Here is a 25,158-nt window from a genome sequence, read left to right on the forward strand (position 1 = left end):
ATATAAATGGAAAATTAATCCGATTGTGTAGGCAAAATATCCACGCAAGCATCTTTACCGGGTTTTATGTCTTCTTTATCGCTTGTTTCACATACCGGCCCAGTCACGGCCACACGCACCCGAACGACAGGACAAACAATGACTTTGCGCTGTTAATCCATTTGCTGGCGATAGCTGATGGCTTCCGAAAGCGAGACCATATCAATTTCATCTTTGCCAGCCATGTCGGCAATGGTACGGGCCACCCGCAAAACCCGATGCATAACCCTGACAGACCAGCCAAATCGCTGGCATGCCTGCTGGATAAGCTGGCTGCAGGCACTATCCAACAGGCAGTATCGGCCAATATCGGCTGCATCGAGGTGTGCATTAAGCTTGCCTTGCCGGTCTTGCTGGGCATGCCGACAATGTGCCACACGCTTCTTCACAACCACCGAAGGCTCGGCAGCCTGTGCCGTATCCCAATTTCCCCGAAAAGGATGCACCGTAATTTGCATATCAATCCGGTCCAGCAAGGGGCCCGACAATTTACCTTGGTAGCGATTGATTTTTTCAGGGGTGCACACGCAAGGTTTGCTGGCATGCCCAAGATACCCGCAGGGACAGGGATTCATGGCAGAGATTAATTGAAATTGTGCCGGATACACGACCGAACAGCTGGACCGGGTAATACAAATCTCTCCTTTTTCCATTGGCTCACGCAAGGACTCCAGGGCTTTTCTGTCAAATTCGGGCAATTCATCCAGGAACAGAACCCCATGGTGAGCCATACTGATTTCCCCTGGCTTTGGCTGTGCCCCGCCCCCTATCAGGGAAACCATGGAAGCCGAGTGATGCGGTGCCCTGAACGGCCTTTGCATGGACATGTGCACTTCACGCTGCGACAGACTTTGCACCGCTGTCACCTCAAGCAACTGCTCACTGGACAGGGGCGGCAATAACCCGGGCAAGCGTTGCGCCAGCATGCTTTTACCCACCCCCGGTGAACCCGACATAAGCAAACCGTGACCACCCGAGGCGGCAATTTCCAAAGCGCGACAGGCCATTGCCTGACCCTTTACATCGGACAAACAAGGATAATCCTCTGTTTCTTTACAGGACATTTCTCGGGCTATTTCATACTCGGGATGGGCGTCTCCAGCCAAAAAATCAGCCACCTCTTTCAAGGTTTTGGCGCCCAATACGTTCAGCCCCTGAATATGCGCCGCGACCGCAGCATTTTCTTTGGGCAAGACAAGAACCGCATCCTTGATTTTTTGCCGATACACCGACAGGCCGATCACCAAAGGAGCCGCAACCGGCATTAAAGTGCCGGTTAATGAAAGTTCACCCGCGAAAACCGTTCTGGACAACCTGTCTGCCGCCTGCTCGGGAGGCATGATAATTTGCCCGCTGGCCAGCAAGACACCCAGGGCAATTGGCAAGTCGAACCTGCCCGAATCCTTGGGCAAATCTGCCGGTGACAAATTGGCGGTCAGGCGACCTGCCGGAAACTGATAACCGCAATTGCTTAACGCCGAACGCACACGCTCACGACTTTCTTTTACACCAGTACCTGGCAACCCCACAATATTGAAAGCGGGCAAACCCGGTGCAACATGAACCTCTACCCGCACCTCTGGCGCATGCATGCCCGCAATCGCACAGCTTTTTAGTACCGCCAATGTCATAAACACTCCCGCAACAGCCCTGTATTATGCGGGCGAAAGCCATTAAAAAAGGCCTGATGAGGCCTTTTTGTCTATCGTTGAAAGCACGATGATTATTTTTTTTCTTCAAGTGCCTTGACCTGGGCTTCAAGGGTGTCGATGCGCTCACGCAATTTGTCAACCATGGCCACCTGGATATCGAACTCTTCACGAGTCACCAGATCCAGTTTGGAGAAACCTTGAGACATAAATGCCCTTACATTCTTCTCAATATCGGCAGCGGGACTTTTGGCAATAAGTTCCTGCATGTTTTTTTGAAACTCTTCGAAAATTTGATTACCGCTTTTCATGGGGCACCCCTGAGTAAAAATATATATTTATAGTGAGATGAATCATTATAGATAATATGGATAAGAATAAACCGGCTCAGTTTAATAAGCCCTCATTTTTTTCAGATAAAGCAACAGCAGATTGAAAAAAAACGGGCATTCGCAGCTGAAATGCCCGTTTTGATCAATCATATTAAGCCATTTACTGAGCAGGCTTGACTTCTTCCTGGACGGCATCAGCGGCTGTGCTATCTGTAGAAGATGTTTCCACGATACTGGAAACTTCCTCTTTCACTGACTCAGCTGCTTCAGTGGTCGCATTACTCACAGACTCCACCACATTTTCGGTAAGGGTCTCGGCTTTTCCTTCAGCACTTACCGCTTCTTCCTTGACGCTCTCAACCACGCCCTCAGTGGTGGCTGCCGCTTTTTCTTCCGTACCTGTTGTAGCTTCCTTGACTGATTCAATCACGCTTTCAGTCGCTGCCTTGGCCTTCTCTTCAGCACTAGCTGCGGCTTCTTTCACAGACTCCACTACGCTCTCGGCAGTTGCCTTGGCTTCCTCTTTGGCAACTTGGGCTGCGTCAGACAAGCCTTGAGCCGTTGCCGCTGCATCTTTTTTCAGGTTTTCAGTGGCAGTATTAACGGTTTCAACCACGCTCTCAGTGGTTTCCTTAACCGCATCCACAGCCTGCTGCCCTGCTTCCTGGACGGTTTCCACAGCAATATTCGTAGCCTCTGTCGCTTTGGTGGCAACCTGATCACCCCCTGTTTTTGTTTCCTGATCGCACCCGGCCAGTACAAATGCCGAAGAAACGACCGCCAGCATACTTAATTTGGACAAAGAATATTTCATACATGCTCCTAAAAAAAAAGAAATATTTAACAGTATCGACCAACACACAAGAAAAAACAATGATTCACCTCTATGTCATTTCATTTTGTGATGTTTTTTTTATCGCTTTGACCATTCTTGACAGACTCAATCGCAATTTAAGATTTTTGCACCATGATGGATCACGTTTTGCACCAAAAAGAAACTTGACGGACATATTTTACACATGATTTTTTGGCACGGTTTTTGCTTAATCACTATTGAACCGATATTTCTCATTTCGAAATATTAAATTTTCACCCGCAATGGAGACTACCGTGAAATTGCTAACTGCCATTATTAAACCTTTCAAGCTGGATGAAGTCCGAACCGCCCTGGCCGAGATCGGCATACAAGGCATGACCATCACCGAAGTAAAAGGCTTTGGACGCCAGAAAGGTCATACCGAACTGTACCGTGGTGCGGAATATATTATTGATTTTCTGCCCAAAATCAAGCTTGAAGCCGCCATTGCCGATGCCATGGTCGAACAGGCTATCGAAACCATTTGCCAGGCTGGCACGACAGGAAAAATCGGAGATGGCAAGATTTTCATCACCGATCTAGAACAGGTTGTCCGCATTCGTACCGGTGAGGCTGGCGAGGCCGCACTTTGAATTAAATTTCATCAATAAAAATAATGATTTATACAAAACCACACTCATTATTTGACTTTAAAGGATTTCATCATGGATAAAGCCGATCTCGTCTGGGTCAGCATTTCTACAATACTGGTTCTGTTAATGGTCGTTCCTGGACTGGCCATGTTTTATGGCGGACTGGTACGCAGTAAAAACATTCTGTCTATCATGAGCCAGGTCCTGGTCACCTTCGCTCTTGTCATTATCCTCTGGTTTGTCTATGGCTATTCATTGGCCTTCACCGATGGCAATGCGTTTTTTGGTGGCCTGGGTCGACTGTTTTTCTCTGGAATGTATGACATCGGTAACGATACCTACGCCATGAATGGCAGTATTCCCGAGCTGACCTTTGCCTCCTTTCAGGCCACTTTTGCCGGCATTACCTGCGCACTGATTATTGGTGGATTTGCCGAACGCATCAAATTTTCCGCCGTCCTGATTTTCATGGCCATATGGATGACATTTTCTTATGTACCGGTTGCCCACATGATTTGGTCATCGACCGGCCTGCTGTCTGGCGCAGCACTGGACTTTGCCGGTGGTACCGTCGTGCATATCAACGCTGGTGTGGCTGCCCTGGTTGCCGCCTATATGGTTGGCCCACGCCTGGGTTACGGTAAAGAGCCCATGCAACCCCATAACCTGACCATGACCATGACTGGTGCTGCTTTGTTATGGGTGGGTTGGTTCGGTTTCAATGCAGGCTCTGCCCTGGGTGCCAACACACAAGCTGCCCTTGCATTCTTCAACACCTTGCTGGCCACCTCTGCTGCCGTCATCGCCTGGGTACTGCTTGAGTGGAAAACCAAAGGAAACCCCTCTTTGCTGGGTGCGGCATCAGGCGCTGTCGCCGGTCTGGTCGGTATTACCCCCGCCGCTGGCCTGGTCGGTCCCGTTGGTGCCCTGATTATCGGTTTCATCACCAGCGCTTTCTGTTTGTGGGGTGTTAATGGTCTGAAACGTGCCCTGCGTGTCGATGACTCTCTGGATGTGTTTGGCATCCACGGTGTCGGAGGTATTATTGGCGGATTGCTGACCGGTATTTTCAATGCAAAACCCTTCGGTGGCCCTGGTCTTGACACTGTCAGCGAAGTTCCTTACCAAGTATGGCTCCAGCTTGAAGGCATGCTGATCACAGCAATATGGTGTGCGGTGGTTACCTTCGTCGCCCTGAAAATTGCAGGCTTCTTTACCCGCGGCATCCGGGCTGAAAAAGACTCCGAACGCCAAGGCCTGGATATCAGCTACCATGGAGAACAAGGCTATCACCTCTAATCGCAGATAAGCTCTGCTTCCACTCGCGCCATTCATATAAAAATGAGTGGCGTTTTTTTTGAGTTTGATTAATCATTTTTATTGAGTTTGATTAATCACAAAAACTTATTCCCCACATTTTGAAAGCAGACCGTTTATTGATATGGATCAAGAAAGATATTCAAATAAAAGGCAATATACATAAATTGATTGAAATCATTAAAGATACATATAAAATACATCTTATTGATATCGCCTTAAATTTTAAAGCATGACACAAAACCTTGACCCCCTTCTCATTAAAAATCGCAAGTTGCTTCCTATCGTTCAAGGGGGCATGGGTGTTGGCATTTCAGCCAACAAACTAGCCAGTGCAGTAGCCCGCGAAAATGCCATCGGCACCATTGCCAGCATCGATTTACGTCACCTGCACCCCGATCTTTTAGCGAAATCCAAAGAAATCCCCGTACAAGAAAACTACGACAAACTCAATCGCATTGCCCTTGATCGCGAAATCAAGGCCGCCAAGGCCCAAAGCAATGGCCAAGGCATGATTGCCGTCAACGTCATGAAAGCGGTATCCGACTACTCGGCTCTAATTACACAAGCCTGCGAGTCCGGTGCCGACGCCATTGTCATGGGTGCCGGTCTGCCACTTGAATTACCCGATCTGGCTGCCGATCACCCCAACGTTGCCCTGTTCCCCATCCTGTCAGAATCGCGCGGCATCAACATTGTGCTCAAGCGCTGGATGAAAAAAAACCGCCTGCCCGATGCCATCATTATCGAGCATCCCAATCATGCCGGCGGCCACCTGGGCTCTCCCAGCATGACAGACCTCAACAATGACCGTTTCAGTTTCAGAAGGGTTCTTGAAGAAACGTCGCAGGTTTTCAAACAACTGGGGCTTGAAAACGAAAAAATTCCACTTATTCTTGCTGGCGGCATGGCCAACTTCAAGAAAATCCAAACCGCCCTTAAAGACTGGGGCGCCAACGCGGTTCAGATTGGCACCGCTTTTGCCGTTACCCAGGAAGGCGATGCCCATATCAACTTCAAGAAAACGCTTTCCGAAGCCAAGGAAGAAGATATTGTGGAATTCATGTCCGTCGCCGGCCTGCCTGCCCGTGGCGTTCTGACCCCTTTCCTGAAAAAATACCTGAATAACGAACAAAAACTGCAGGCCAATGCCAAGGCCGATCCTCGCCGTTGCGTACAAAGCATGAACTGCCTTAGCGTATGCGGGCTGCGCGATGGCATCAGTAAAATTGGTCAGTTCTGCATCGACCAACGCCTTTCCGATGCCTTCAATGGTGATGTCCGCAAAGGCCTGTTTTTCCGCAGCAAAGATCCACTCCCCTTTGGCGACCAGATCCGCACCGTTTATGAAACCATTCAGTATTTCCTGACCGGAAAAAAACCGGTCATGCCAGGCTAAACCTGTTTATCTAACCGGCACAGACCGGCCCTTCCTTCCTCAGTGTTCAAAATTTAGACCGGTTTAAAACCGGTCTTTTTTTATGTGAAAAGGAAAGATTATGTGAAAAGGAAAGATTATGTGAAAAGGAAAGAGTATCTTGACAGGACTCAATTAAACCTCAAGTATCCCCAGATCAATATATTCGGCATGATTAAGTGCCGTGGCAATTTTGCTTCTTAAGGCATTGGTATGGGAAGTGCGCACTATTTTCTTTACATCGAGCAATTGCTGCGGATGCATGGAAAACTCGGTAAGGCCCAAGCCCAGCAACAACCGCGTGTAACGGGATTCACCCGCCATTTCACCACATACCGCCACTGCTTTACCGGCACGCTCTCCGGCCTGTATGGTTTGGGAAATCAAACGCAAAACAGCCGGGTGCATGGGATCGTATAAATCCGAGACTTCGTTATCAACCCGATCAATAGCCAGCGTATACTGGATCAGGTCATTGGTTCCGATAGAAACAAAATCAAGATGCTTCAGGAATGGTTCTATGGCAATCGCAATGGCCGGTATTTCAACCATGGCACCCAATTCAATGTCGTCTGCGTACGCATACCCCTCTTCGACAAGCTGGTTTTTGGCAAATTCAATCGCCTGCTTGACCGAATGCAACTCATGCATATGAGACAGCATGGGAATCAGGATCCTTAATTTCCCATGCACCGAAGCCCTAAGCAAAGCTCTTAATTGTGTCTGGAACATTTCGGGACGTGACAGACAATATCTGACAGCCCGTAACCCCAAGGCCGGATTGGCGGCAACGGTGGCTTCACCATCGAGGGTTTTGTCTGAACCGATATCCAATGTTCGGATGGTAACAGGCTTGCCCTGCATGGTTTTCAGGACATACGAATACGCTTCGTATTGCTCTTCTTCATCAGGCAAGGTTTCCCGCCCCATGAACAGGAATTCGCTACGAAACAGGCCAATGCCATCAGCCCCCAAGTGCATGACCTCATCGGCCTCGTGCGGCAGCTCTATATTCGCTTCAAGTTTGATCTTTTTACCGTCAAGGGTAATGGCCGGTTCATCCTTATGAATAATCAGCTCGGCACGTTCCCGTATATACGCATCCTGCTTCTGCTGGTATTCGGACAGAATGAGCGGAGACGGATTGACAATGACAAGACCGGCCTCACCATCGACAATCAACATGTCTTTGTCACGAACCAGACTGCGAATATTACCCATGCCGACCACGGCCGGGACATTCATGCTGCGGGCAACAATGGCGGTGTGCGAGGTTGCGCCACCCAGATCGGTGACGAAAGCGGCAAAACGGGCGCCGCGCAATTTAATCATGTCTGCGGGAGAAATATCATGAGCCACAACAATGGATGAATTAATATCCAGATCTGGCGACATATCGGGCAACAGGGATGATCCCATCCCTGATAAAACCCGCAACACCCTTTCAATAACCTGATTGACATCGGCGGCACGCTCACGAATATATTCATCTTCCATGAGCGAAAATTGATCCGCCAGCAATTGGCCCTGGGTACTTAACGCCCATTCGGCATTGTACTGGCGACTGGCAATGATTTCGCGGGTTTGTTCTGACAGCATGGGATCGGAAACCAGCAAGCTGTGAACATTTAGCAAAGGGGTCAGTTCTTTGGGCGCATCGGGCGGCAGATTTTTAATAATATGCTGCAGATCGTTGTAAACCGTTTCAAGCGCAGCATCAAGACGGGCACATTCCTGCGGGATATCATCAGTGGCAATGCGGTAGTGTGCGACTTCCAGGGTGGCTGCACCCATAATAATCGCACGACCAATGGCAAACCCTCGGGCCACACCCTTTCCACGCATGAGCATCACAGCGGTTGAAGGGGCGATATCCTTTGATTCTCTCATATGCAGGCCCAATCTTTATGTTTACTCTGGCTCACCAAATTTACCATTGAACAAGGCCTCGAGTTGCTGTAATGCTTCGGCAGCATCATCACCCGTTGCCTCGAGTGTAACGGGCGTACCCTTACCGGCCGCCAGCATCATGACACCCATAATGCTTTTGGCATTGACGCGCTGCGCTGCACGACTGATAAATATTTCGCTGCTGAAAGAACTGGCCAGCTGCGTTAATTTTGCGGCAGCTCTGGCATGCAATCCCAACTTGTTGCTAATAATAATTTCTACTGAAGCCATAATTCATTCTATACGTTAATAACCGGAATTCATTGACCTTTGACAAGATCAATACATTTCATGCCCTTTTTGCCACCCTCAAAAACCGCTTCGCATAATTCTTCCAACGGTTTCTCACGATAACGAATGGCATTCAGAATCATGCAGGCATTGGTGCCCGAAAGAATATGCGCCTGAATACCGGCATTTTGTAAACGCTGTACCGCCCTTGCTCCAATATTGGCGGGTGTTGCACCACCCAAATCCGCCAAAGCCAATACCGTATGGTTTTGACCGGCCTGGTTTCTTAACTGCTCTGTAATTTCCACAACTTTTTGCTCAGGATCCACATCGGGTTCTATATCAAAGAACACAAAGTTTTCCAGATCACCATAGACATGAGTTGCACAATCGTGCAGGGCAGATGCCAAAGGCACATGGGCAATTATTGCTATCACAGTCATAAGCAACCTTAGGCAGATAAAACCGCTTTTTCAAGCGCTTGGGCGAAGTGCGCCGCCACGTCGAAACCGGTTTGCTCGGTAATCTCAACAAAACAGGTTGGGCTGGTTACATTAATTTCGGTTACGTAATCACCAATAACGTCCAATCCTACCAGTAACAAGCCTCTTTGCCGTAATACAGGCGCAATCGCCTGTGCAATTTGCAGATCGCGATCAGTGAGTTTTTGTGCTACTCCACGCCCGCCTGCCGCCAGGTTGCCCCTTGTCTCACCGGCCAGTGGAATACGTGCGAGCGCATAAGGAATGGGTGCACCATCAATAAGCAGAATACGCTTGTCACCATTGGTAATTTCCGGAATGAAGCGCTGCGCCATGATAGTACGGTTCCCTTCCTGAGTCAGCAACTCGAGAATCGCATTTAAATTTGCTTCATTCTGGAGCACCCGGAAAACACCACTACCCCCCATGCCGTCAAGCGGCTTGACAACGATATCCTGGTGCTGGGCGTGAAACTGCCTGATTCGTGACATATCACGGGTTACCAGGGTAGGCGCGGTAAATGCTGAAAACTCGGTAATCGACAATTTTTCAGGATGGTTACGGATGGCCGCCCCTGAATTGAATACTTTAGCCCCTTGCTGCCCGGCATATTCCAGCAGGTGGGTTGAATAAACGTACTCCATGTCAAATGGAGGGTCTTTGCGCATAATGGTTGCATCAAAATGCACCAATGGGAATTCATTGCCTTCAGAGGTATAGGCCCACCAGGCATTACCATGCAAATTGGCATTCTCTTCAATTTGTATGGAACGTGAGCGGACAAAAACCCGACCGGTTTCAATAAACAGGTCACCCTGATGGGCAACACTGATGGAATGGCCGCGTTTTATCAAGGCACGCATCATGGCGACCGATGTGTCTTTATATGCTTTTAACAAGGGCAATGGGTCTATGATGAATAATACGTGCATTGCTATACTTCCAAAGAAACTCCCGCCGGTTAAAGCGGGATATATTGAGTCATAAAAACTGAATGACCAGGTTTATTCAGCCTTGCCGCCCACGGCTTTTTTACGCGGAGCAAGCACCATTACCATTTGACGTCCTTCGAGCTTGGGCATGGCCTCAACCTGGACCGTATCGCCCAGATCTTCCCGAATTCGTTCTAACACGCGCATACCCAGTTCCTGGTGTGCCATTTCACGTCCACGGAAACGAAGTGTTACCTTGGCTTTGTCACCATCGTCGATAAAACGACGCAGGTTACGAAGCTTGACCTGATAGTCACCTTCATCGGTGGCAGGACGGAACTTGACTTCCTTGACCTGAATCACTTTTTGCTTGGCCTTGGCTTCTTGCTGACGCTTTTGCTCCTGGTATTTAAATTTACCGTAATCCATCAAGCGACAAACAGGAGGCGACGCATTAGGCGCGATCTCGACGAGATCGACGTCTGCCTGCTCAGCCATGCGAATGGCTTCAAGTGTTTTCACAACGCCTAACTGCTCTCCTTCGAGGCCAATCAGACGAACTTCAGGAATGCGTATTTCAGCATTTATGCGATGGGATTTTTCGGTTGCGATGTTAACAACTCCTTAAAAAGATAATAAATTACGCCTTGACATCTTGACGTAAAGCCACGTCAGTGCGAAGACGCGCGACGAAATCATCGACAGATAGTACACCCAAATCAAGGTTACCACGACCACGAACGGCCACAGCGCCATTTTCCTGTTCTTTTTCACCGACAACCAGGATGTAGGGTACTTTCTGCATACTGTTTTCCCTGATTTTACGAGTGATCTTCTCATTTCGCAAATCAGCGGAAGCACGGAAGCCTTCCTTGGTCAGGATAGCCACGACCTTGTTGGCATAATCGGAAAATACTTCCGAGATGGGGCATACCACTACCTGCTCGGGGGCCAGCCATGGTGGCAAGGCACCCGCATAGTTTTCAATCAACATGCCAATGAAGCGCTCAAGGGAGCCCAGAATGGCCCGGTGCACCATCACTGGCGCACGACGCTGGTCGGAAGCATCGACATATTCAGCCCCCAAACGTACCGGCATGGAAAAGTCAACCTGAACGGTGCCACACTGCCAATGACGTCCAATGGCATCTTTCAGGGTATATTCAATTTTAGGGCCATAAAAAGCGCCTTCTCCGGGAGAAATTTCAAATTCGCAACCAGAACGACGCAGGCTTTCCATGAGAGCTTCTTCAGCCTTGTCCCAGATGGCATCATCCCCAATACGCTTTTCAGGGCGGGTAGCCACTTTATACAGGACATCGGTAAAGCCAAAGTCACGATAAACTTTTTGCAACAGGGCCGTAAAGTTGGCGCATTCATCTTGCAACTGGTCTTCAGTACAGAAAATGTGACCATCGTCCTGGGTAAAGCCACGTACACGCATCATGCCATGCAGGGAGCCTGAAGGCTCGTTACGGTGACACTGACCAAACTCACCATAGCGGATGGGCAACTCACGGTATGAATGCAAGCCTGAATTGTAAATTTGGACATGACCGGGACAGTTCATTGGTTTAAGCCCATAAACCCGATTTTCGGATTCAGTGGTGAACATGTTTTCTTTGTAGTTATCCCAGTGTCCGGTTTTTTTCCACAGGGACAAGTCCAGAATTTGGGGTGCCTTGACTTCCTGGTAGCCGTTCTCAATGTAAACATTGCGCATATACTGCTCGACCTGCTGCCAGATTCTCCAGCCTTTGGGGTGCCAGAAAACAAGACCTGGGCCCTCATCCTGAAAATGGAACAGATCCAGCTCTTTACCCAGCTTGCGATGGTCCCGCTTCTCGGCTTCTTCAAGCATGTGCAAATACTGGGCCTGCTCTTCTTTGGTGGCCCAGGCGGTACCGTAAATACGCTGGAGCATTTCATTGTTGCTATTGCCACGCCAATAGGCACCGGCCACTTTCATCAGCTTGAAAACTTTCAGTTTGCCGGTTGAAGGCACGTGTGGGCCGCGACACAAATCGATGAAGTCGCCTTCACGATACAGACTGATAGGCTCATTGGACGGAATGGAGGCAATGATTTCAGCCTTGTAATGCTCGCCCTGCTCTTTGAAAAAGGCCACTGCATCATCACGCAGCCACTCTTCACGGGTGACCACCTCATCTTTTTTGGCCAGTTCCTGCATTTTCTTTTCAATTTTCTGCAGGTCTTCGGGCGTAAAAGCACGCTTGTAAGAGAAGTCGTAGTAAAAGCCGTTATCAATCACGGGACCAATGGTAACCTGTGCATCGGGGAAGAGCGATTTTACGGCATAAGCCAGCAAATGGGCGGTAGAGTGACGGATAAGATCCAGGCCTTCAGGATCTTTGGCAGTTACGATGGACAGTTTTGCATCTTGTGTAATGACATAACTGGTATCTACCAGCTTGGCTGGTTCAGACCCTACCGCCACCTTGCCCGCCAAGGCAGCTTTACCTAGGCTGGGCGCGATAGTCGTAGCTACTTCACCTACGCTGACCGGATCGGTGAATTGGCGCTGGGAACCATCTGGTAAAGTAATCTGAATCATTTAAATGCCCTAATAAAAAATAAAAACGCGACTAGTGTATAGTCGCGCTAAGGATGAGACTGCTGAAAAAATTCACAATATGAAACTCTCACGATCGCGACTAGAAATTTTAGGTTTCCGTTCTCGTAGTTCGTGCAGTTAAGGATCTCATTTATTTCAGTCTCTACCAAATACAATAATTAATTGATTCTAACATTTTCTGTGTTTTGGCATAATAAAAGCCGTGTTTGCATGGAAAAAACATCCTCAAATGTTGTAAAACAGACCAAACTCCGTCATTTTCGCCTATTCCAATTATTGACAGGCCTGGCAAGCCATAGACACCCCGTGCGTTTATCCGCATATCCGGACAGGTTACAAAATAACGTATATGACAAAACTGTTAAACCATTACAGCACTAATCTGGGTTACAATTTAACCCATTGTTTATCCTCAATATTTAGACTCATGCAACCCTTCAAATCCATTCGCCTTGGTTTCTGCCTTGCTTTTTTTTGCCTGTTAAGCGCTTGCTCAAGTTTGAATACAGGTAACAATGGAATGAGTCACCTTCAAATTACACAAGATACGCGTGGCGTCGCACTTACTTCTCGCGACAGTGATTTGTTTATGCCCGGCTCAGCCACTCTTTCCTCCAATGCCCCCCCCTATTTGAACAAAGTGGCTGAATTGCTTAAAGAACGCCCTCATCGCAAAGTACTGATCGACAGCATTTCTGAAAATGCAGGCTCAAGCGAGCTGAATCAGGAACTGCAGGAAGTACGCTCTTTAACACTCATGAAAGCGCTAACCGACCGCGGCATCGACAAGAGCCGTCTGGCCTACACTCCCCCCAATGCCTATGGCAGCCAAACGGGAACGAATAGTGACAATCAATACAAAACCAAAATCATCATTCTGGGCGAAAGCACCAGTGAAATGAATGTCAGCACTATTGAACGTTTCTTTGATGACCTTTACAAGTTTGGCAATAATATTTTCAATTAATCCAGCCTGGCCTGGATCCCATTAACCCATTTAATCTTCACTTTCAAGTATGGCTAAACCAATTATTTCAAATACCATTCTGGCCATTGTGGCAACAGGTGTGCTTTTTTTCATTGGAAAATCCGTTTATGACGTTTTTACCCGCGCCCACGTCAAAGGCATGGAAAACAGCCCAATGCAAAACAGCACCCAGTCCGGCCCTACTGTCTCAGGCACCATCCAGCCGCCTGAATTAACGCAGCCGGTGCCGACAGAAAACCCGACCACTTTACCCGCTGAATCCAGTAAAGACCCTTTAAACCAAAACCAAGCAGCCGAAGCCAACGTGCAGGAGCCCGGGGTTAACGTCACTGCCCCAGAATCACAAATCCCCACCATAGACACACCACCCGTTGCCGAGCCCGAGGCAATACCCGAAACGACTGAAGAGCCCCACGCACTTAAACTCAACCCGGATCTCAAACAGGCTATCCCACCCGTTCCACTGGCCCCCCCCAGTCCTTTTCCCACACCGGCTGCACCAGCCTCTAGTGAACAACTGTTTGAAGCCACGGACAGCCTACAAGACAATACATCAGGGGCAGCCATTAACAACAGTTTCCCTGCACCGCTAAGCAATTTCCCTGCACCAGGCGCCGCACCGGCAATCACCCCCGAACCGCCTCCTTTCGAGATCGATGAAGGATCACCCTTTAACAATTTCCCAGCCCCCATCAATAGCGGCAATCCCAACCCGGGCAATATCAATACGGTCAACCCCGAGTTTGATCAACTGCAAAACCTGCGTCAACAAAAAGAACGCCTTCGCAACGACCTGGGTTTTTAAACCATCAAATCCGCATGCAATAAAAAATCCAGATTTTCATCTGGATTTTTTATTTCTAGCCAACATTAAAATTTGAGCATTTCAATACTTTAATGCTTTACCGGACTGTCAACACTGGACGGTGTTTTACCTGCCGCCAGTGCCTCTTGAGCCAGTTTGGCAATTTCCGCTTCTGACAATGGTGTTGGCAAACGCTCCAGGGCAACCTCAAGAACACGATCAATCCAACGCACAGGAATAATTTCCAGCTGATTTTTCACGTTGTCTGGAATCTCAGACAAGTCCTTGACGTTTTCCTCGGGAATAATGACCGTTTTGATACCACCACGATGAGCCGCCAGCAGTTTTTCTTTCAGCCCACCGATGGCCAGCACCTCACCTCGCAAGGTGATTTCACCGGTCATGGCAACATCCGCCCGCACTGGAATGCCTGACAAGGCAGATACCAAAGCGGTCGTAATGGCAATACCCGCAGAAGGACCATCTTTAGGCGTTGCGCCTTCGGGAACATGGATATGAATATCTTTTTTCTCGAAGATGCTATCGGCAAAGCCCAGCCTGTGGGCACGCGACCTTACCACTGTACGCGCAGCCTGCATGGACTCTTTCATGACATCACCCAAAGAACCGGTATGCTGGATAAGCCCTTTACCAGTCACAGCAGCAACCTCGATCGTCAAGAGATCACCACCCACTTCCGTCCAGGCCAAACCAGTTACCTGGCCAACCTGGTTTTCTTTCTCGGCCATACCAAAGGAGTATTTACGTACACCCAGATACTGTCCAAGGTTTTCATCGGTTACAACGATAACGGGTGCGGTTGCTTTATGGGCAGCTGTTTTAGAGCCAGCCTTGGCACCCATAAGGATTGCCTTGACAACTTTTCGACAGATTTTACCCAGCTCACGCTCTAGTGCCCGCACACCTGCTTCACGCGTGTAATAGCGAATAATATCCCGTACCGCACTTTCCTCAATCTTAAGCTCACCCTCTTTGACGCCATTGTTTTTCATTAACTTTGGAATCAGGTGATCAAGGGCAATATGTACTTTTTCATCTTCGGTATAACCTGACAGATGAATCACTTCCATACGGTCCAGCAAAGCGGCAGGGATATTCAGGGAGTTGCTGGTAGCCACAAACATGACATCAGACAAATCGTAGTCAACTTCAACGTAATGATCCTGGAACGTATGATTTTGTTCTGGATCAAGTACCTCGAGCAGGGCAGAAGATGGATCACCACGGAAATCCATACCCAGTTTATCGATTTCATCTAACAGGAACAGCGGGTTGCGAACACCCACCTTGCTCATGTTTTGCAGAATCTTGCCCGGCATTGCGCCAATATAGGTACGACGGTGACCACGAATTTCAGCTTCATCACGAACACCACCCAAGGCCATACGAACATACTTGCGGTTGGTTGCGCGTGCAATAGACTGACCCAACGAGGTTTTACCCACGCCCGGAGGACCTACCAGGCAAAGGATTGGCGCCTTGACTTTATCAACGCGTTGCTGCACCGCCAGGTATTCAATAATGCGCTCTTTGACCTTTTCCAAACCATTATGATCATCGTTAAGAATTTTTTCGGCATTTTCAAGCGAGGTATTGATACGGCTTTTTTTCTTCCATGGCAAGCCAATCAGGGTATCAATGTAGTTCCTGACAACCGTTGCCTCAGCCGACATCGGAGACATCAGCTTTAGTTTTTTAAGCTCGGCATCCGCCTTGGCACGGGCCTCCTTGGGCATTTGAGCTGCTTCAATTTTCTTTTCAAGCTCTTCAAGGTCAGCACCCTCTTCGCCCTCACCCAGCTCTTTCTGGATGGCTTTTACCTGTTCATTAAGGTAATAATCACGTTGGCTTTTTTCCATTTGCTTTTTAACGCGACCACGAATGCGCCTTTCAACCTGAAGAATGTCGATCTCGGCCTCTATCTGGCTTAGAAGTGCCTCAAGGCGAGCCGTTACATCAAGTTCGTTAAGCAGATTTTGTTTCTGCTCCAGTTTTAAAGGCAAATGGGCGGCAATGGTGTCGGCCAGGCGATCAGTTTCTTCTATGTTATTTAATGAAGAAAGGATTTCCTGCGGTATTTTTTTATTGAGTTTGACGTATTGATCAAACTGGGATACGACAGTACGGCGCAAAGCTTCCAGTTCAGCGGTACCCTCACTGGACGGAACAATAGGCATTACCTTACCGATGAAATTGGATTCCGTATCCCGGATTTCCTCAACGTGCGCACGCTGAAGCCCTTCCACCAGCACCTTGACCGTACCATCGGGAAGTTTCAACATTTGCAAAATAGTGGCAATACTGCCAATTTCATAAATATCTTCAGGCGCTGGCTCATCTTTGTTGGCCGTTTTTTGAGCAACCAGCATGATTTGCTTACCAGCCTCCATGGCAGCCTCTAGGGCACGAATGGAACGGGGTCGACCTACAAACAAAGGAATAACCATGTGGGGAAAAACCACCACGTCACGCAAAGGCAACAACGGCAACTCTATTGATTCTGCAGGCAAAATTTGACTCGCAGACATAAGCATTTTCCTTGAAAACAATCTGTTATAAATAATAATGATAGGAATATGGAGGCCAAACCGTTAAATTCAAGGCTTGTCTCCATATACTAACAAAATGTTGTTTATGCTGCTGCGTTTTTTAAATTACGGGTTTTAGTGTCTGAAGCAGACGCTTTCCCTGACTCGGCATCATCACTGAAAATCAGCAACGGAGTACCAGTACCATTGACGGCGGCCTCATCAAGTACAACTTTAATAACATTCTTGCGGGAAGGAAGGTCAAACATGGTTGACATAAGCGCAGCCTCAAGAATGGAGCGAAGGCCACGAGCACCTGTTTTACGTTTCAGGGCCTTTTTGGCAATAGCCACCAATGCCTGGGGACGAATTTCCAACTCTACGTCCTCCATGGCGAACAGCTTCTGGAACTGTTTGACCAATGCATTTTTGGGTTCGGTCAGGATTCTGACCAAGGCCTCTTCATTCAACTCTTCCAGGGTTGCCACCACCGGCAAGCGACCAACCAGCTCGGGAATCAAACCGAACTTGATGATATCTTCGGGCTCGACCGTGGCAAAGACCTCTCCAACGCCTTTTTCTGATTTTGACTGAACCTGGGCACCAAAACCAATGCCTGATTTTTCGGTTCGGTTTTGAATAACTTTTTCGAGTCCATCGAAGGCACCGCCCACAATGAACAGAATATTGGTGGTATCAATCTGGACGAAATCCTGGTTGGGATGCTTGCGTCCACCCTGCGGAGGTACCGAAGCAACCGTTCCTTCAATGAGTTTGAGCAACGCCTGCTGCACACCCTCTCCGGACACATCACGCGTGATGGACGGATTATCGGATTTACGCGATATTTTATCTATTTCATCGATATACACAATCGCACGCTGTGCTTTTTCAACATCATAATTGCAGTTTTGCAGCAATTTCTGAACGATGTTTTCAACGTCTTCACCCACATATCCGGCTTCGGTAAGCGTGGTGGCATCGGCCATGACAAAGGGGACATCCAGCTGACGGGCAAGCGTTTGAGCCAGCAGGGTTTTACCTGAACCGGTAGGCCCAATGAGCAAAATATTACTCTTGGACAACTCAACCTCTTCGTCTTTGTTCAGTTCACCATGACGGATGCGTTTGTAATGGTTGTAAACAGCCACTGCCAAACTGCGTTTGGGCTGATCTTGCCCAATAACGTACTGATCCAGGAATGACTTAATCTGCGCAGGGGTTGGCAATTCTGTCTTGATTGCCTCGCGAGCATCTTCATGCGCACTATCCCGAATAATCTCATTGCACAGTTCAATACATTCATCACAAATAAAAATCGAACCGGGCCCTGAAATTAACTTGCGAACGTCATCCTGACTTTTATTGCAAAAAGAGCAATGCAAAACTTTGCCATCGGAAGAACTGTTTTTATCTGCCATATTATGTATGTATATCTCGCAAAAAAGGCCGACCGTATAAAAGGTCGGCCATTAAGGTTACCTTTAAGGATAGTATAGCAAAACTATACTCCTGCGGCCCTTGTGGTAAGTACTTTATCAATTAAACCGTAAGCCTGTGCATCTTCGGGTGCCATGTAATTATCACGCTCGGTGTGCTCACGGATTCTCTCGATGGGCTGGCCGGTATTGCTGGACAGAATCTCGTTCAGGCGGTCACGCAAACTGAGAATCTCGCGTGCCTGGATTTCGATATCGGTTGCCTGACCCTGCGCACCCCCTAAAGGCTGGTGAATCATGATGCGCGAGTTGGGCAGGCTGTAACGCTTGCCCTTGGCACCGGAACTTAACAAAAAAGCCCCCATACTGGCAGCCATACCCGTACACAAGGTAGAGACATCGGGTTTGACGAATTGCATTGTGTCGTAAATGGCCAATCCGGCATAAACACCGCCACCTGGCGAGTTAATGTACAGGGAGATATCCTTGTCAGGATTTTCCGACTCAAGAAATAGCAATTGTGCAACCACAAGATTGGCCGATTGATCATTAACCTGCCCCACGAGGAAGACAACGCGTTCCTTCAGAAGACGGGAATAAATATCATATGATCTTTCACCACGACCAGACTGTTCTATAACCATGGGGATATAGCCAAGGCCGGTCGGCGTCACCGACTCGCCCCCATGCATGGACGCATAAAAATCGGTAAAACGGTGCATCATTACATTGTTCCCATTAAGTCATCAAAAGCGACGGCTTCTTCAGCCACTTTAGCCAAAGACAAAACATGATCAACCACGTTGTCTTCAAGAACAACGGCTTCGATTTCAGCGCGACGCTGGCGATCAGACAGGTAATAGCTGATAACCTGCTCGGGTTTTTCATAGTTTTGAGAAAACTCTTCGATGCGGGCGCGAACCTGCTCAGGAGTGACCTGCAACTTGGCCTGTTCAACCAATTCACCCACCAACAAGCCCAGACGTACGCGACGCTCGGATTCTGGCTGGAATGTTTCAGCAGGAATTGGCATTTGATCTGCATTAGGCACACCGCGTTGCTTCAGTTCTTCGCGGGCAGCAGCAATGCGTGCCTGAACATCGTTTTCAACCAAGGCTTTGGGAATATCGAAGGTAGCGGCATTAGCCAGGGCATCCATCACGCTGCTTTTGGTGCGGCCTTGGATACGGTTTTTGACTTCACGCTCGATATTGTTGCGAATTTCCTCAAGCAGTTTTTCGGTGCTGCCTTCAGCCTGACCCAGTGATTTGGCGAACTCTTCGTTGACTTCAGGCAATACAGGCTCAGCCACTTCTTTAACCGTGATCGTGAATTCAGCAGTTTTGCCAGCAACTTCCTTGCCTGCGTAATCTTCTGGGAAAGACAGCGGGAAAGTTTTGCTTTCGCCCGCTTTCAGGCCGGTTGCAGCCTCTTCAAATTCTGGCAACATGCGACCCTGACCCAGCAGGAAGGGGAAGTTTTCAGCCTTGCCACCTTCAAATTCAACACCATCAATGGTGCCAACGAAATCCAGGGTAACGCGGTCATCTTTTTGAGCGGCACGGTCTTCACGGGCTTCGTAAGTGGCACGCTGTTTACGCAGGATATCAACGGTACGGTTGATTTCCTCATCACCCACTTCAGCGGTATAACGCACCACTTCCAGTGTGGAAAGATCGGGCAGGGAAACCTCAGGATAGACTTCAAATTTGGCTACAAAACCAACCTGACCTTCTTCAACACCTTCTGTTTTAGGCTCAATGGAAGGCATACCGGCAACACGCAAATTGGCTTCCTTGATGATTTTGTCAAATTCCTGACCGACTTTTTGATTAATGACATCGTAGCGGATACCAGGGCCGTGACTGCGTTCTATGACAGAAATAGGCGCCTTGCCTGGACGGAAACCCTGCACTTTAGCAGTACGGGCCACACGTTGCAGCTGCGTTTTAACGTCCTTTTCGATATCATCCAAAGCGATGATTAGATTTACCTGGCGCTCAAGGCCTTCAAGAGTTTCTACCGTTGCCTGCATTTATAAACCTTTTATATTGCGGAAAAATTAATAGTATAACCAGTCATTTTACCCAAAAAAGCGGATGACCATCATTTTTTTACGTTTAATTTGTCAAAAATACTCAAAATGCAACGCCCGTACCCACACCAACGGCTACGCCACCGTTCCCGCCCACGGCCCCCACCCCGTATACACAGGCAGATAAAGTTAAAGAAATCGCAAGGATTAGTATAATATTCCGTTTCATTGTTGCACCCCGGGCATTAAATCAATACACTTTAATATGTACTTAAAATCATTAAGCCAATATTTACACGTACATATTTTATTATTTTTCAAGGGGTATGAACTCATGACTGATTTTGATCAACAAAACACTTCCACAGCAACACCCGATCAAACTCAAGAATTCCGCAAACCACGCTTTTCAAACGGAAGTTTCGTGATTGGCCTGATTGTGTTCGGTCTGTTTACCGCACTCATTACCTGGTCCGTCAGTTTTATCGCCATGTTCTTTGGCGCCCTTGGCTCAATCATTTCCATTGCAACCCGCCTTTTCGACCACCAACACTGTCGCTTTACTTCCATACCGGAAAACAACAAGGCTATCGAAGATGAAAACTGGGCCTATTTTGCAATCAGGGCTGTTTTTGGCACCATTTTTGGTACCACTGCTTACGTGATTGTCATTCAAAGCACTTCAGGCGATCTACACTGGTCAGCCGTGGCAACCGTTGCCGCCTTTGCCGGTTTAGTGTTTGACAAAGTTCTGTTCAAGCAATAACTTCTCTACCCAAGTACTTATTTGGGCAGTACCGCACACCTAAACAAGGCCTCATTTTATATGAGACCTTGTTTTTTTTTGGGCTTCTGAATACCCAGGCAAATGCCTGTCCTAATCCCACCCATACCAACGGGCTTTTGCCAAACTCACAAACTTTTCTTCAATTCCTCCATAGACCCATACACCTTGTTCATGGACTCAAACTCTTCCTTGGTGCAGGGATAAGTCTGCTCAGACACGGCAGTATCCATACCATCCTGCCCCTCAGCCACAGCCGTCGTTTTATTACACATATAACGGGTGACACTTGAACCCGACTCAGAGATCCCGTCCTGTATGGCACAACCGGCCAATAACACGCCAATGGCAAGCAATCCTGTTTTTTTCATTTCCAACCTTCTCAAGTAAATAACTTAGTTACTTCTGTACAAATCATTGATTTTCTTGCTCGCTTCTTTCTCTTTCAGCTCTTCTTCGGTCGGCAATACGGCATCGTTAATTATAGGCTCACTCCAGGTACCACGCACAAAATATCTGGCGGTCAATGAGCGTTGCAAGGGCGCCTGCAATAACCACTGGGAAAGAAAAGCCCCCACACCCACCACCGGATTCACAATCACCCCTGTCAAAATGGCAGCGCCACTGATATCAAGATTAGGCACCACCACCGCCTGAAAATCAAGCGTTTCAGTGTTTATATTGGTATCACCGGACGCCACAATAGCCACGGCCGGACCACTCAGCCGAAAATCGGAAACCTGCACTTCCCCCTGCTTCATATTCAAGCTGGCCCTGGCCATATCAAAACTGACGCCATCCTTGAAGGAATTACCCAAGGTACTGCCAAACTCCGGAATCCGGCTAATCGATTGCAATGCCAGCAACTCCAATGCCTTGGCCACTTTCGAGTCAATACTCAGCAATCTGCCTTCCGTGACACGACTCTCAAGACTAAGGTCAATCTGGTTCAAATCCAGATCGCTGATATCAGGCCATTTCAACACACCATTTACATATCCTTTACCACCGGCAACCACTGTCTTTTCCAACAGAACAGAAAGCAACCGCCCCAAGTCCAGAAAGTTCAGATTCAGCTTAAGATCCAGCCCCGTACTGTTCTTTTCGGTTTTAAGCGCACCGGTAGCATACAAAGAGCCACCAACATTGTTAATGGCCAAATTGTCAATCTGCCAATTATCCTGCCGGTTTTTTTTACGCCCTTTCAGCTTAAGTGAGCCCAACTCTTTATCAAATATCAGAAATCGTTTGGCACTAATATCCAGTCTTGGCAAATCAAGTCGTTTGGAGGCATTGCCATTTTTCTGATCCTTGTCGTCTTCCTTATCCCCAGACTCTGAATTCAAGGCCAGATGATCAAAACGGGCAGCCACAAAATCCTCATGCGCCACTTTGCCAGGCACCCAATCAATATCGCCAGTTACCGCTTCGGCATCAATACGAAACCCCCATGCGGAGGATTTAGGATTTTTTATACCCGACACCCTGGCCTGAGCAATAGTTTGTGACAGATAACGCAAAGAAGCGGTATCCAGCTGCAAGGCACTGACATCGGGAAATACCCGTGATGACTTGCCGACGGTTTTGCCAGAATCAAACTCATCCACAATATCCAGCCATTGCTGGACATCAACAACAGCAGGCCGGGCGGATATTTTCAAACCCTGCGCCGGCATTATTGGCTCAGCCAGTACACCTACGCCCCCTTTATAAAAAAAAGCACCGTTCCTGGATTGAACATCGCGTTCAAATATCGCCCTGACAGTACCCTGTCCCAGATCCAGCTCAAGCACCCTGGCATTATCGTTATTTTTATAGGCAGCACTCAACCAGCGGGCCCGTAACGGTTTTGATGCTGCAGCAGATTTACCCACTTCACCCGGGAAATCCAGGGCAAGGCCCTGCAGGGAAGAATCAACCTGCACATTGACCTTTCCACCTGCCAGAAAATCAAACTTGGCCTCATAATTGGCCTGCCCCTTGATCCGTTCCATACCCTTGGCCGACAACACTTCCCTGAGCCCCTCACCGGTAAACATCCCTTTCATGTTCAAGGAGTTACCTGAAGAACCGATATGGCCTTCCAGGGTCACAGGCCCGCCCAACATGTTCCCTACCAGTTTTTGCGCCACCAACTCGGTTTCATCAAACCGCAAGGAACCATTCATTTTTCTTAACCAGGGATAGTCTGGCTCAAACTGAAAGTCAGCATCCTGAATATGAATGGTGCCGCTTACCTTGGCATTATTCGCATCATTCACCGGGATAAACAGACGCAACGGAATCTGCCAGGTGCCGGTTGCACTGGCTGTATCCAGCGCGTTTTTGATGAGATACCCCAAAGGCGTGATCCGTGTAAACGCCAGGAAATTTTCAGCTGGCGCCACTGAGTTGGCCTGCAACGCCACCTTGGTATCTTTTTCAATACTGGAGACCAATCCGGAAAAATCATTCAGATCAATTTTTTTATCTTCCTGAATCAAAAAATAGGCCTGCCCGGATTGCAGGGCAATCTTGTCGCGCCGAAAATCGACCTTGCCACTTTCCGAATAAACAACTGGCCATTTTCGCCCCTTTATCTCATGCTGGTGATAATCAAGAGCCAAATTTTTATAATCGCCCTTTACATGAAAATCACCCGACTGTGGACGCAACCCAAAAGGAAAATGATCCACCACCCCTTTCAACATAAAAGGCGCATTGTCAAGCTGACCATCCTTAAAGGCATGGGTTAGCCATTCCAGGGCAGTATCAGCAATAACATTGGGCAAATAACGATACAAATGCGGCAATTTCAGTGAATGAAGATCACCCTGCAAATCAACAATACCATTATCCGAATGCGGATCAAAATGCCAATTGCCACTGACATTGATATCCAGGTCGTCATTTTTAATGCTTCCCTGCTGTATGCTGACCCACGGAAACTGCTGTTCATCGCGCTGAAAGCGGCCTGTTATATCGATCTGATCAAGCATCACCGGTTCATTAAAGGCTGTTTTATCTTCATAGAAAAACTGATTGGCCATAAAAGAAAATACCCAGGGGGTAAGCTCGGCCACTGCTTCATCGGACATCTGCTCTGCATTCATGGAACTTGAACGCCGCCTGATTTCCGCCTGTATATTGCTGAAACGGGTATCCAGTTTTAACCGCATAAGTCCAGAGGCCAGAACGAAAACATGTTTTCTTAAATGGTCTTCCAACCTGAAATCTCTTGCCTCGGCATCCAGTGAAATTTTGCCGATTTTATTCTGGCTCACTTCCAGGACAAGCGCAGCATGATTGAGATAACCTGAACGAAGCTGCTCGGGAATGTTTAACCATGGCGCAAGATCAAGCAAAGACAGGCCGTTTAATTTTGCGTTGACTTCACCGCTCCATTGCAATTGCCCTTGCGCCCCCGAAACCTGCTGCAAGGTCGCCTCAAGGGCGAACGTATCACCCAAATGTTCAGGCAAACGGGCAGACAATGAAACATCAAGTTCATCATGCACGGGCTTTATATCCAGATAAACTCCCGACAACACCAAAGGCTGAGCCTGCCGCTGTTCATCAACCCAGATCAGATCAGCATCGTTCAGACGAAGCGAAGACAGGGATGCCAGCCATCCTGCCAGCAGGGACGACTCGCCTTTGTCCATCACACTCTCGGGTACGCTGGCTTTATCCTGTCCAAGCAGCTTTTGCCCCAGCAGGTGTATGCTTCCATCGGCATCCCGGCGTATATTCAGGGCGGCGTTATGAATACTGATTTCAGATAAAAAAGGACGCATGCGCAACAGGTTAAGCCAGCTTACCCCCGCTGACACCGATTTAATCTTCAAGTATTCATTTTTCTCATTGTTTTCAACCGTAACACCTTGCAATTGCAAGACGGGGCTGTCTTCCCAGGCAAGCGACAACTGCTCCACGCGGACATCCATATCCAGCGTTTTGCTGATATATGTCTGAATTTGAGGCAGCCATTGATGCAGGTTTGGAACAAGAAAATACCTTACCCCCAATGACAAGGCAGCAAGCAGAATCAAAAAACCAATAAAAAAGACTAAACAATAGCGTAAAATTTTCCTGGCAACGCTCACTGGGGCGGCTCACATCTTGATGGTTACAGTCCAGTGTATTATATCCAATACTGCATTGCCTCAGGCCACAGAAACAGTC

At 48.2% G+C, this 25,158-nt stretch carries 21 protein-coding genes; 6 read left to right on the forward strand and 15 right to left on the reverse strand.

Going from position 1 to position 25,158, the window contains the following annotated elements:
- Nucleotides 1-152: 152 nt before the first annotated feature.
- From KU392_RS00895 to KU392_RS00905, 3 genes are all read right to left on the reverse strand, one after another.
- A complete protein-coding gene (locus tag KU392_RS00895; protein WP_169294230.1) occupies nt 153-1,670 on the reverse strand; it encodes a YifB family Mg chelatase-like AAA ATPase in 1,518 nt (505 codons plus the stop codon).
- A 92-nt stretch (nt 1,671-1,762) separates the two neighbouring features.
- Nucleotides 1,763-1,999 carry an accessory factor UbiK family protein gene (locus KU392_RS00900; RefSeq protein ID WP_169294229.1) on the reverse strand — a complete coding sequence of 79 codons (237 nt, stop codon included), beginning with the start codon at nt 1,997-1,999 and terminating at the stop codon, nt 1,763-1,765.
- A 181-nt stretch (nt 2,000-2,180) separates the two neighbouring features.
- Nucleotides 2,181-2,834, reverse strand: a complete 654-nt coding sequence (locus KU392_RS00905; protein ID WP_169294228.1) for a hypothetical protein — start codon at nt 2,832-2,834, stop codon at nt 2,181-2,183.
- A 296-nt stretch (nt 2,835-3,130) separates the two neighbouring features.
- Here KU392_RS00905 and KU392_RS00910 point away from each other — a divergent pair, with 296 nt between their 5' ends.
- The 3 genes from KU392_RS00910 to KU392_RS00920 all read left to right on the forward strand — a co-directional run bounded on the left by KU392_RS00910 (nt 3,131) and on the right by KU392_RS00920 (nt 6,185).
- Nucleotides 3,131-3,469, forward strand: coding sequence for a P-II family nitrogen regulator (locus KU392_RS00910; protein ID WP_169294227.1), 339 nt, complete (start codon nt 3,131-3,133; stop codon nt 3,467-3,469).
- Between the two features lie 72 nt (nt 3,470-3,541).
- Nucleotides 3,542-4,768, forward strand: a complete 1,227-nt coding sequence (locus KU392_RS00915; RefSeq protein ID WP_169294226.1) for an ammonium transporter — start codon at nt 3,542-3,544, stop codon at nt 4,766-4,768.
- Nucleotides 4,769-5,018: 250 nt separating this feature from the next.
- Nucleotides 5,019-6,185, forward strand: coding sequence for an NAD(P)H-dependent flavin oxidoreductase (locus KU392_RS00920; protein WP_169294225.1), 1,167 nt, complete (start codon nt 5,019-5,021; stop codon nt 6,183-6,185).
- Between the two features lie 153 nt (nt 6,186-6,338).
- Here the strand turns inward: KU392_RS00920 and ptsP are convergent, their stop codons facing one another.
- The 6 genes from ptsP to thrS all read right to left on the reverse strand — a co-directional run bounded on the left by ptsP (nt 6,339) and on the right by thrS (nt 12,373).
- Nucleotides 6,339-8,093 carry a phosphoenolpyruvate--protein phosphotransferase gene (gene ptsP, locus KU392_RS00925; RefSeq protein ID WP_246587176.1) on the reverse strand — a complete coding sequence of 585 codons (1,755 nt, stop codon included), beginning with the start codon at nt 8,091-8,093 and terminating at the stop codon, nt 6,339-6,341.
- A gap of 21 nt (nt 8,094-8,114) precedes the next feature.
- A complete protein-coding gene (locus tag KU392_RS00930; protein WP_169294224.1) occupies nt 8,115-8,384 on the reverse strand; it encodes an HPr family phosphocarrier protein in 270 nt (89 codons plus the stop codon).
- 29 nt (nt 8,385-8,413) lie between these two features.
- The gene (locus tag KU392_RS00935) at nt 8,414-8,827 is read right to left on the reverse strand and encodes a PTS sugar transporter subunit IIA (protein WP_169294223.1); all 414 of its coding nucleotides are present in this window, start codon (nt 8,825-8,827) and stop codon (nt 8,414-8,416) included.
- A gap of 8 nt (nt 8,828-8,835) precedes the next feature.
- On the reverse strand, nt 8,836-9,798 hold the full coding sequence (gene gshB, locus KU392_RS00940; RefSeq protein ID WP_217734317.1) for a glutathione synthase: 963 nt from the start codon (nt 9,796-9,798) through the stop codon (nt 8,836-8,838).
- Between the two features lie 72 nt (nt 9,799-9,870).
- Nucleotides 9,871-10,410, reverse strand: a complete 540-nt coding sequence (gene infC / locus KU392_RS00945) for a translation initiation factor IF-3 (RefSeq protein WP_189383735.1) — start codon at nt 10,408-10,410, stop codon at nt 9,871-9,873.
- Between the two features lie 28 nt (nt 10,411-10,438).
- Complete coding sequence (gene thrS, locus KU392_RS00950; protein WP_169294221.1) at nt 10,439-12,373, reverse strand: threonine--tRNA ligase; 1,935 nt, start codon at nt 12,371-12,373, stop codon at nt 10,439-10,441.
- 541 nt (nt 12,374-12,914) lie between these two features.
- On the opposite strand from thrS, the gene KU392_RS00955 reads away from it, so the two are divergent.
- Nucleotides 12,915-13,361 (forward strand): OmpA family protein, encoded by a 447-nt coding sequence (locus KU392_RS00955; RefSeq protein ID WP_169294220.1) that lies wholly within the window; start codon nt 12,915-12,917, stop codon nt 13,359-13,361.
- Between the two features lie 49 nt (nt 13,362-13,410).
- Nucleotides 13,411-14,187 (forward strand): hypothetical protein, encoded by a 777-nt coding sequence (locus KU392_RS00960; RefSeq protein ID WP_169294219.1) that lies wholly within the window; start codon nt 13,411-13,413, stop codon nt 14,185-14,187.
- A gap of 89 nt (nt 14,188-14,276) precedes the next feature.
- On the opposite strand, the gene lon is transcribed toward KU392_RS00960, so the two are convergent.
- From lon to tig, 4 genes are all read right to left on the reverse strand, one after another.
- Nucleotides 14,277-16,736, reverse strand: coding sequence for an endopeptidase La (gene lon, locus KU392_RS00965; RefSeq protein ID WP_217734318.1), 2,460 nt, complete (start codon nt 16,734-16,736; stop codon nt 14,277-14,279).
- A 104-nt stretch (nt 16,737-16,840) separates the two neighbouring features.
- Nucleotides 16,841-18,157: an ATP-dependent Clp protease ATP-binding subunit ClpX gene (gene clpX, locus KU392_RS00970; protein WP_169294217.1), complete on the reverse strand. Its 1,317-nt coding sequence runs from the start codon at nt 18,155-18,157 to the stop codon at nt 16,841-16,843.
- Nucleotides 18,158-18,240: 83 nt separating this feature from the next.
- Nucleotides 18,241-18,897, reverse strand: coding sequence for an ATP-dependent Clp endopeptidase proteolytic subunit ClpP (gene clpP, locus KU392_RS00975; protein WP_169294290.1), 657 nt, complete (start codon nt 18,895-18,897; stop codon nt 18,241-18,243).
- Nucleotides 18,898-18,899: 2 nt separating this feature from the next.
- On the reverse strand, nt 18,900-20,210 hold the full coding sequence (gene tig / locus KU392_RS00980; RefSeq protein ID WP_169294216.1) for a trigger factor: 1,311 nt from the start codon (nt 20,208-20,210) through the stop codon (nt 18,900-18,902).
- A 334-nt stretch (nt 20,211-20,544) separates the two neighbouring features.
- On the opposite strand from tig, the gene KU392_RS00985 reads away from it, so the two are divergent.
- Nucleotides 20,545-20,976 carry a hypothetical protein gene (locus KU392_RS00985; protein WP_169294215.1) on the forward strand — a complete coding sequence of 144 codons (432 nt, stop codon included), beginning with the start codon at nt 20,545-20,547 and terminating at the stop codon, nt 20,974-20,976.
- A gap of 146 nt (nt 20,977-21,122) precedes the next feature.
- Here the strand turns inward: KU392_RS00985 and KU392_RS00990 are convergent, their stop codons facing one another.
- A complete protein-coding gene (locus KU392_RS00990; RefSeq protein WP_217734319.1) occupies nt 21,123-21,365 on the reverse strand; it encodes a hypothetical protein in 243 nt (80 codons plus the stop codon).
- Between the two features lie 24 nt (nt 21,366-21,389).
- Nucleotides 21,390-25,079 carry a YhdP family phospholipid transporter gene (locus KU392_RS00995; protein ID WP_217734320.1) on the reverse strand — a complete coding sequence of 1,230 codons (3,690 nt, stop codon included), beginning with the start codon at nt 25,077-25,079 and terminating at the stop codon, nt 21,390-21,392.
- Nucleotides 25,080-25,158: the final 79 nt, after the last annotated feature.

Source organism: Advenella alkanexedens, from assembly GCF_019132845.1.
Taxonomy (GTDB): Bacteria; Pseudomonadota; Gammaproteobacteria; order Burkholderiales; family Burkholderiaceae_B; genus Advenella; species Advenella alkanexedens.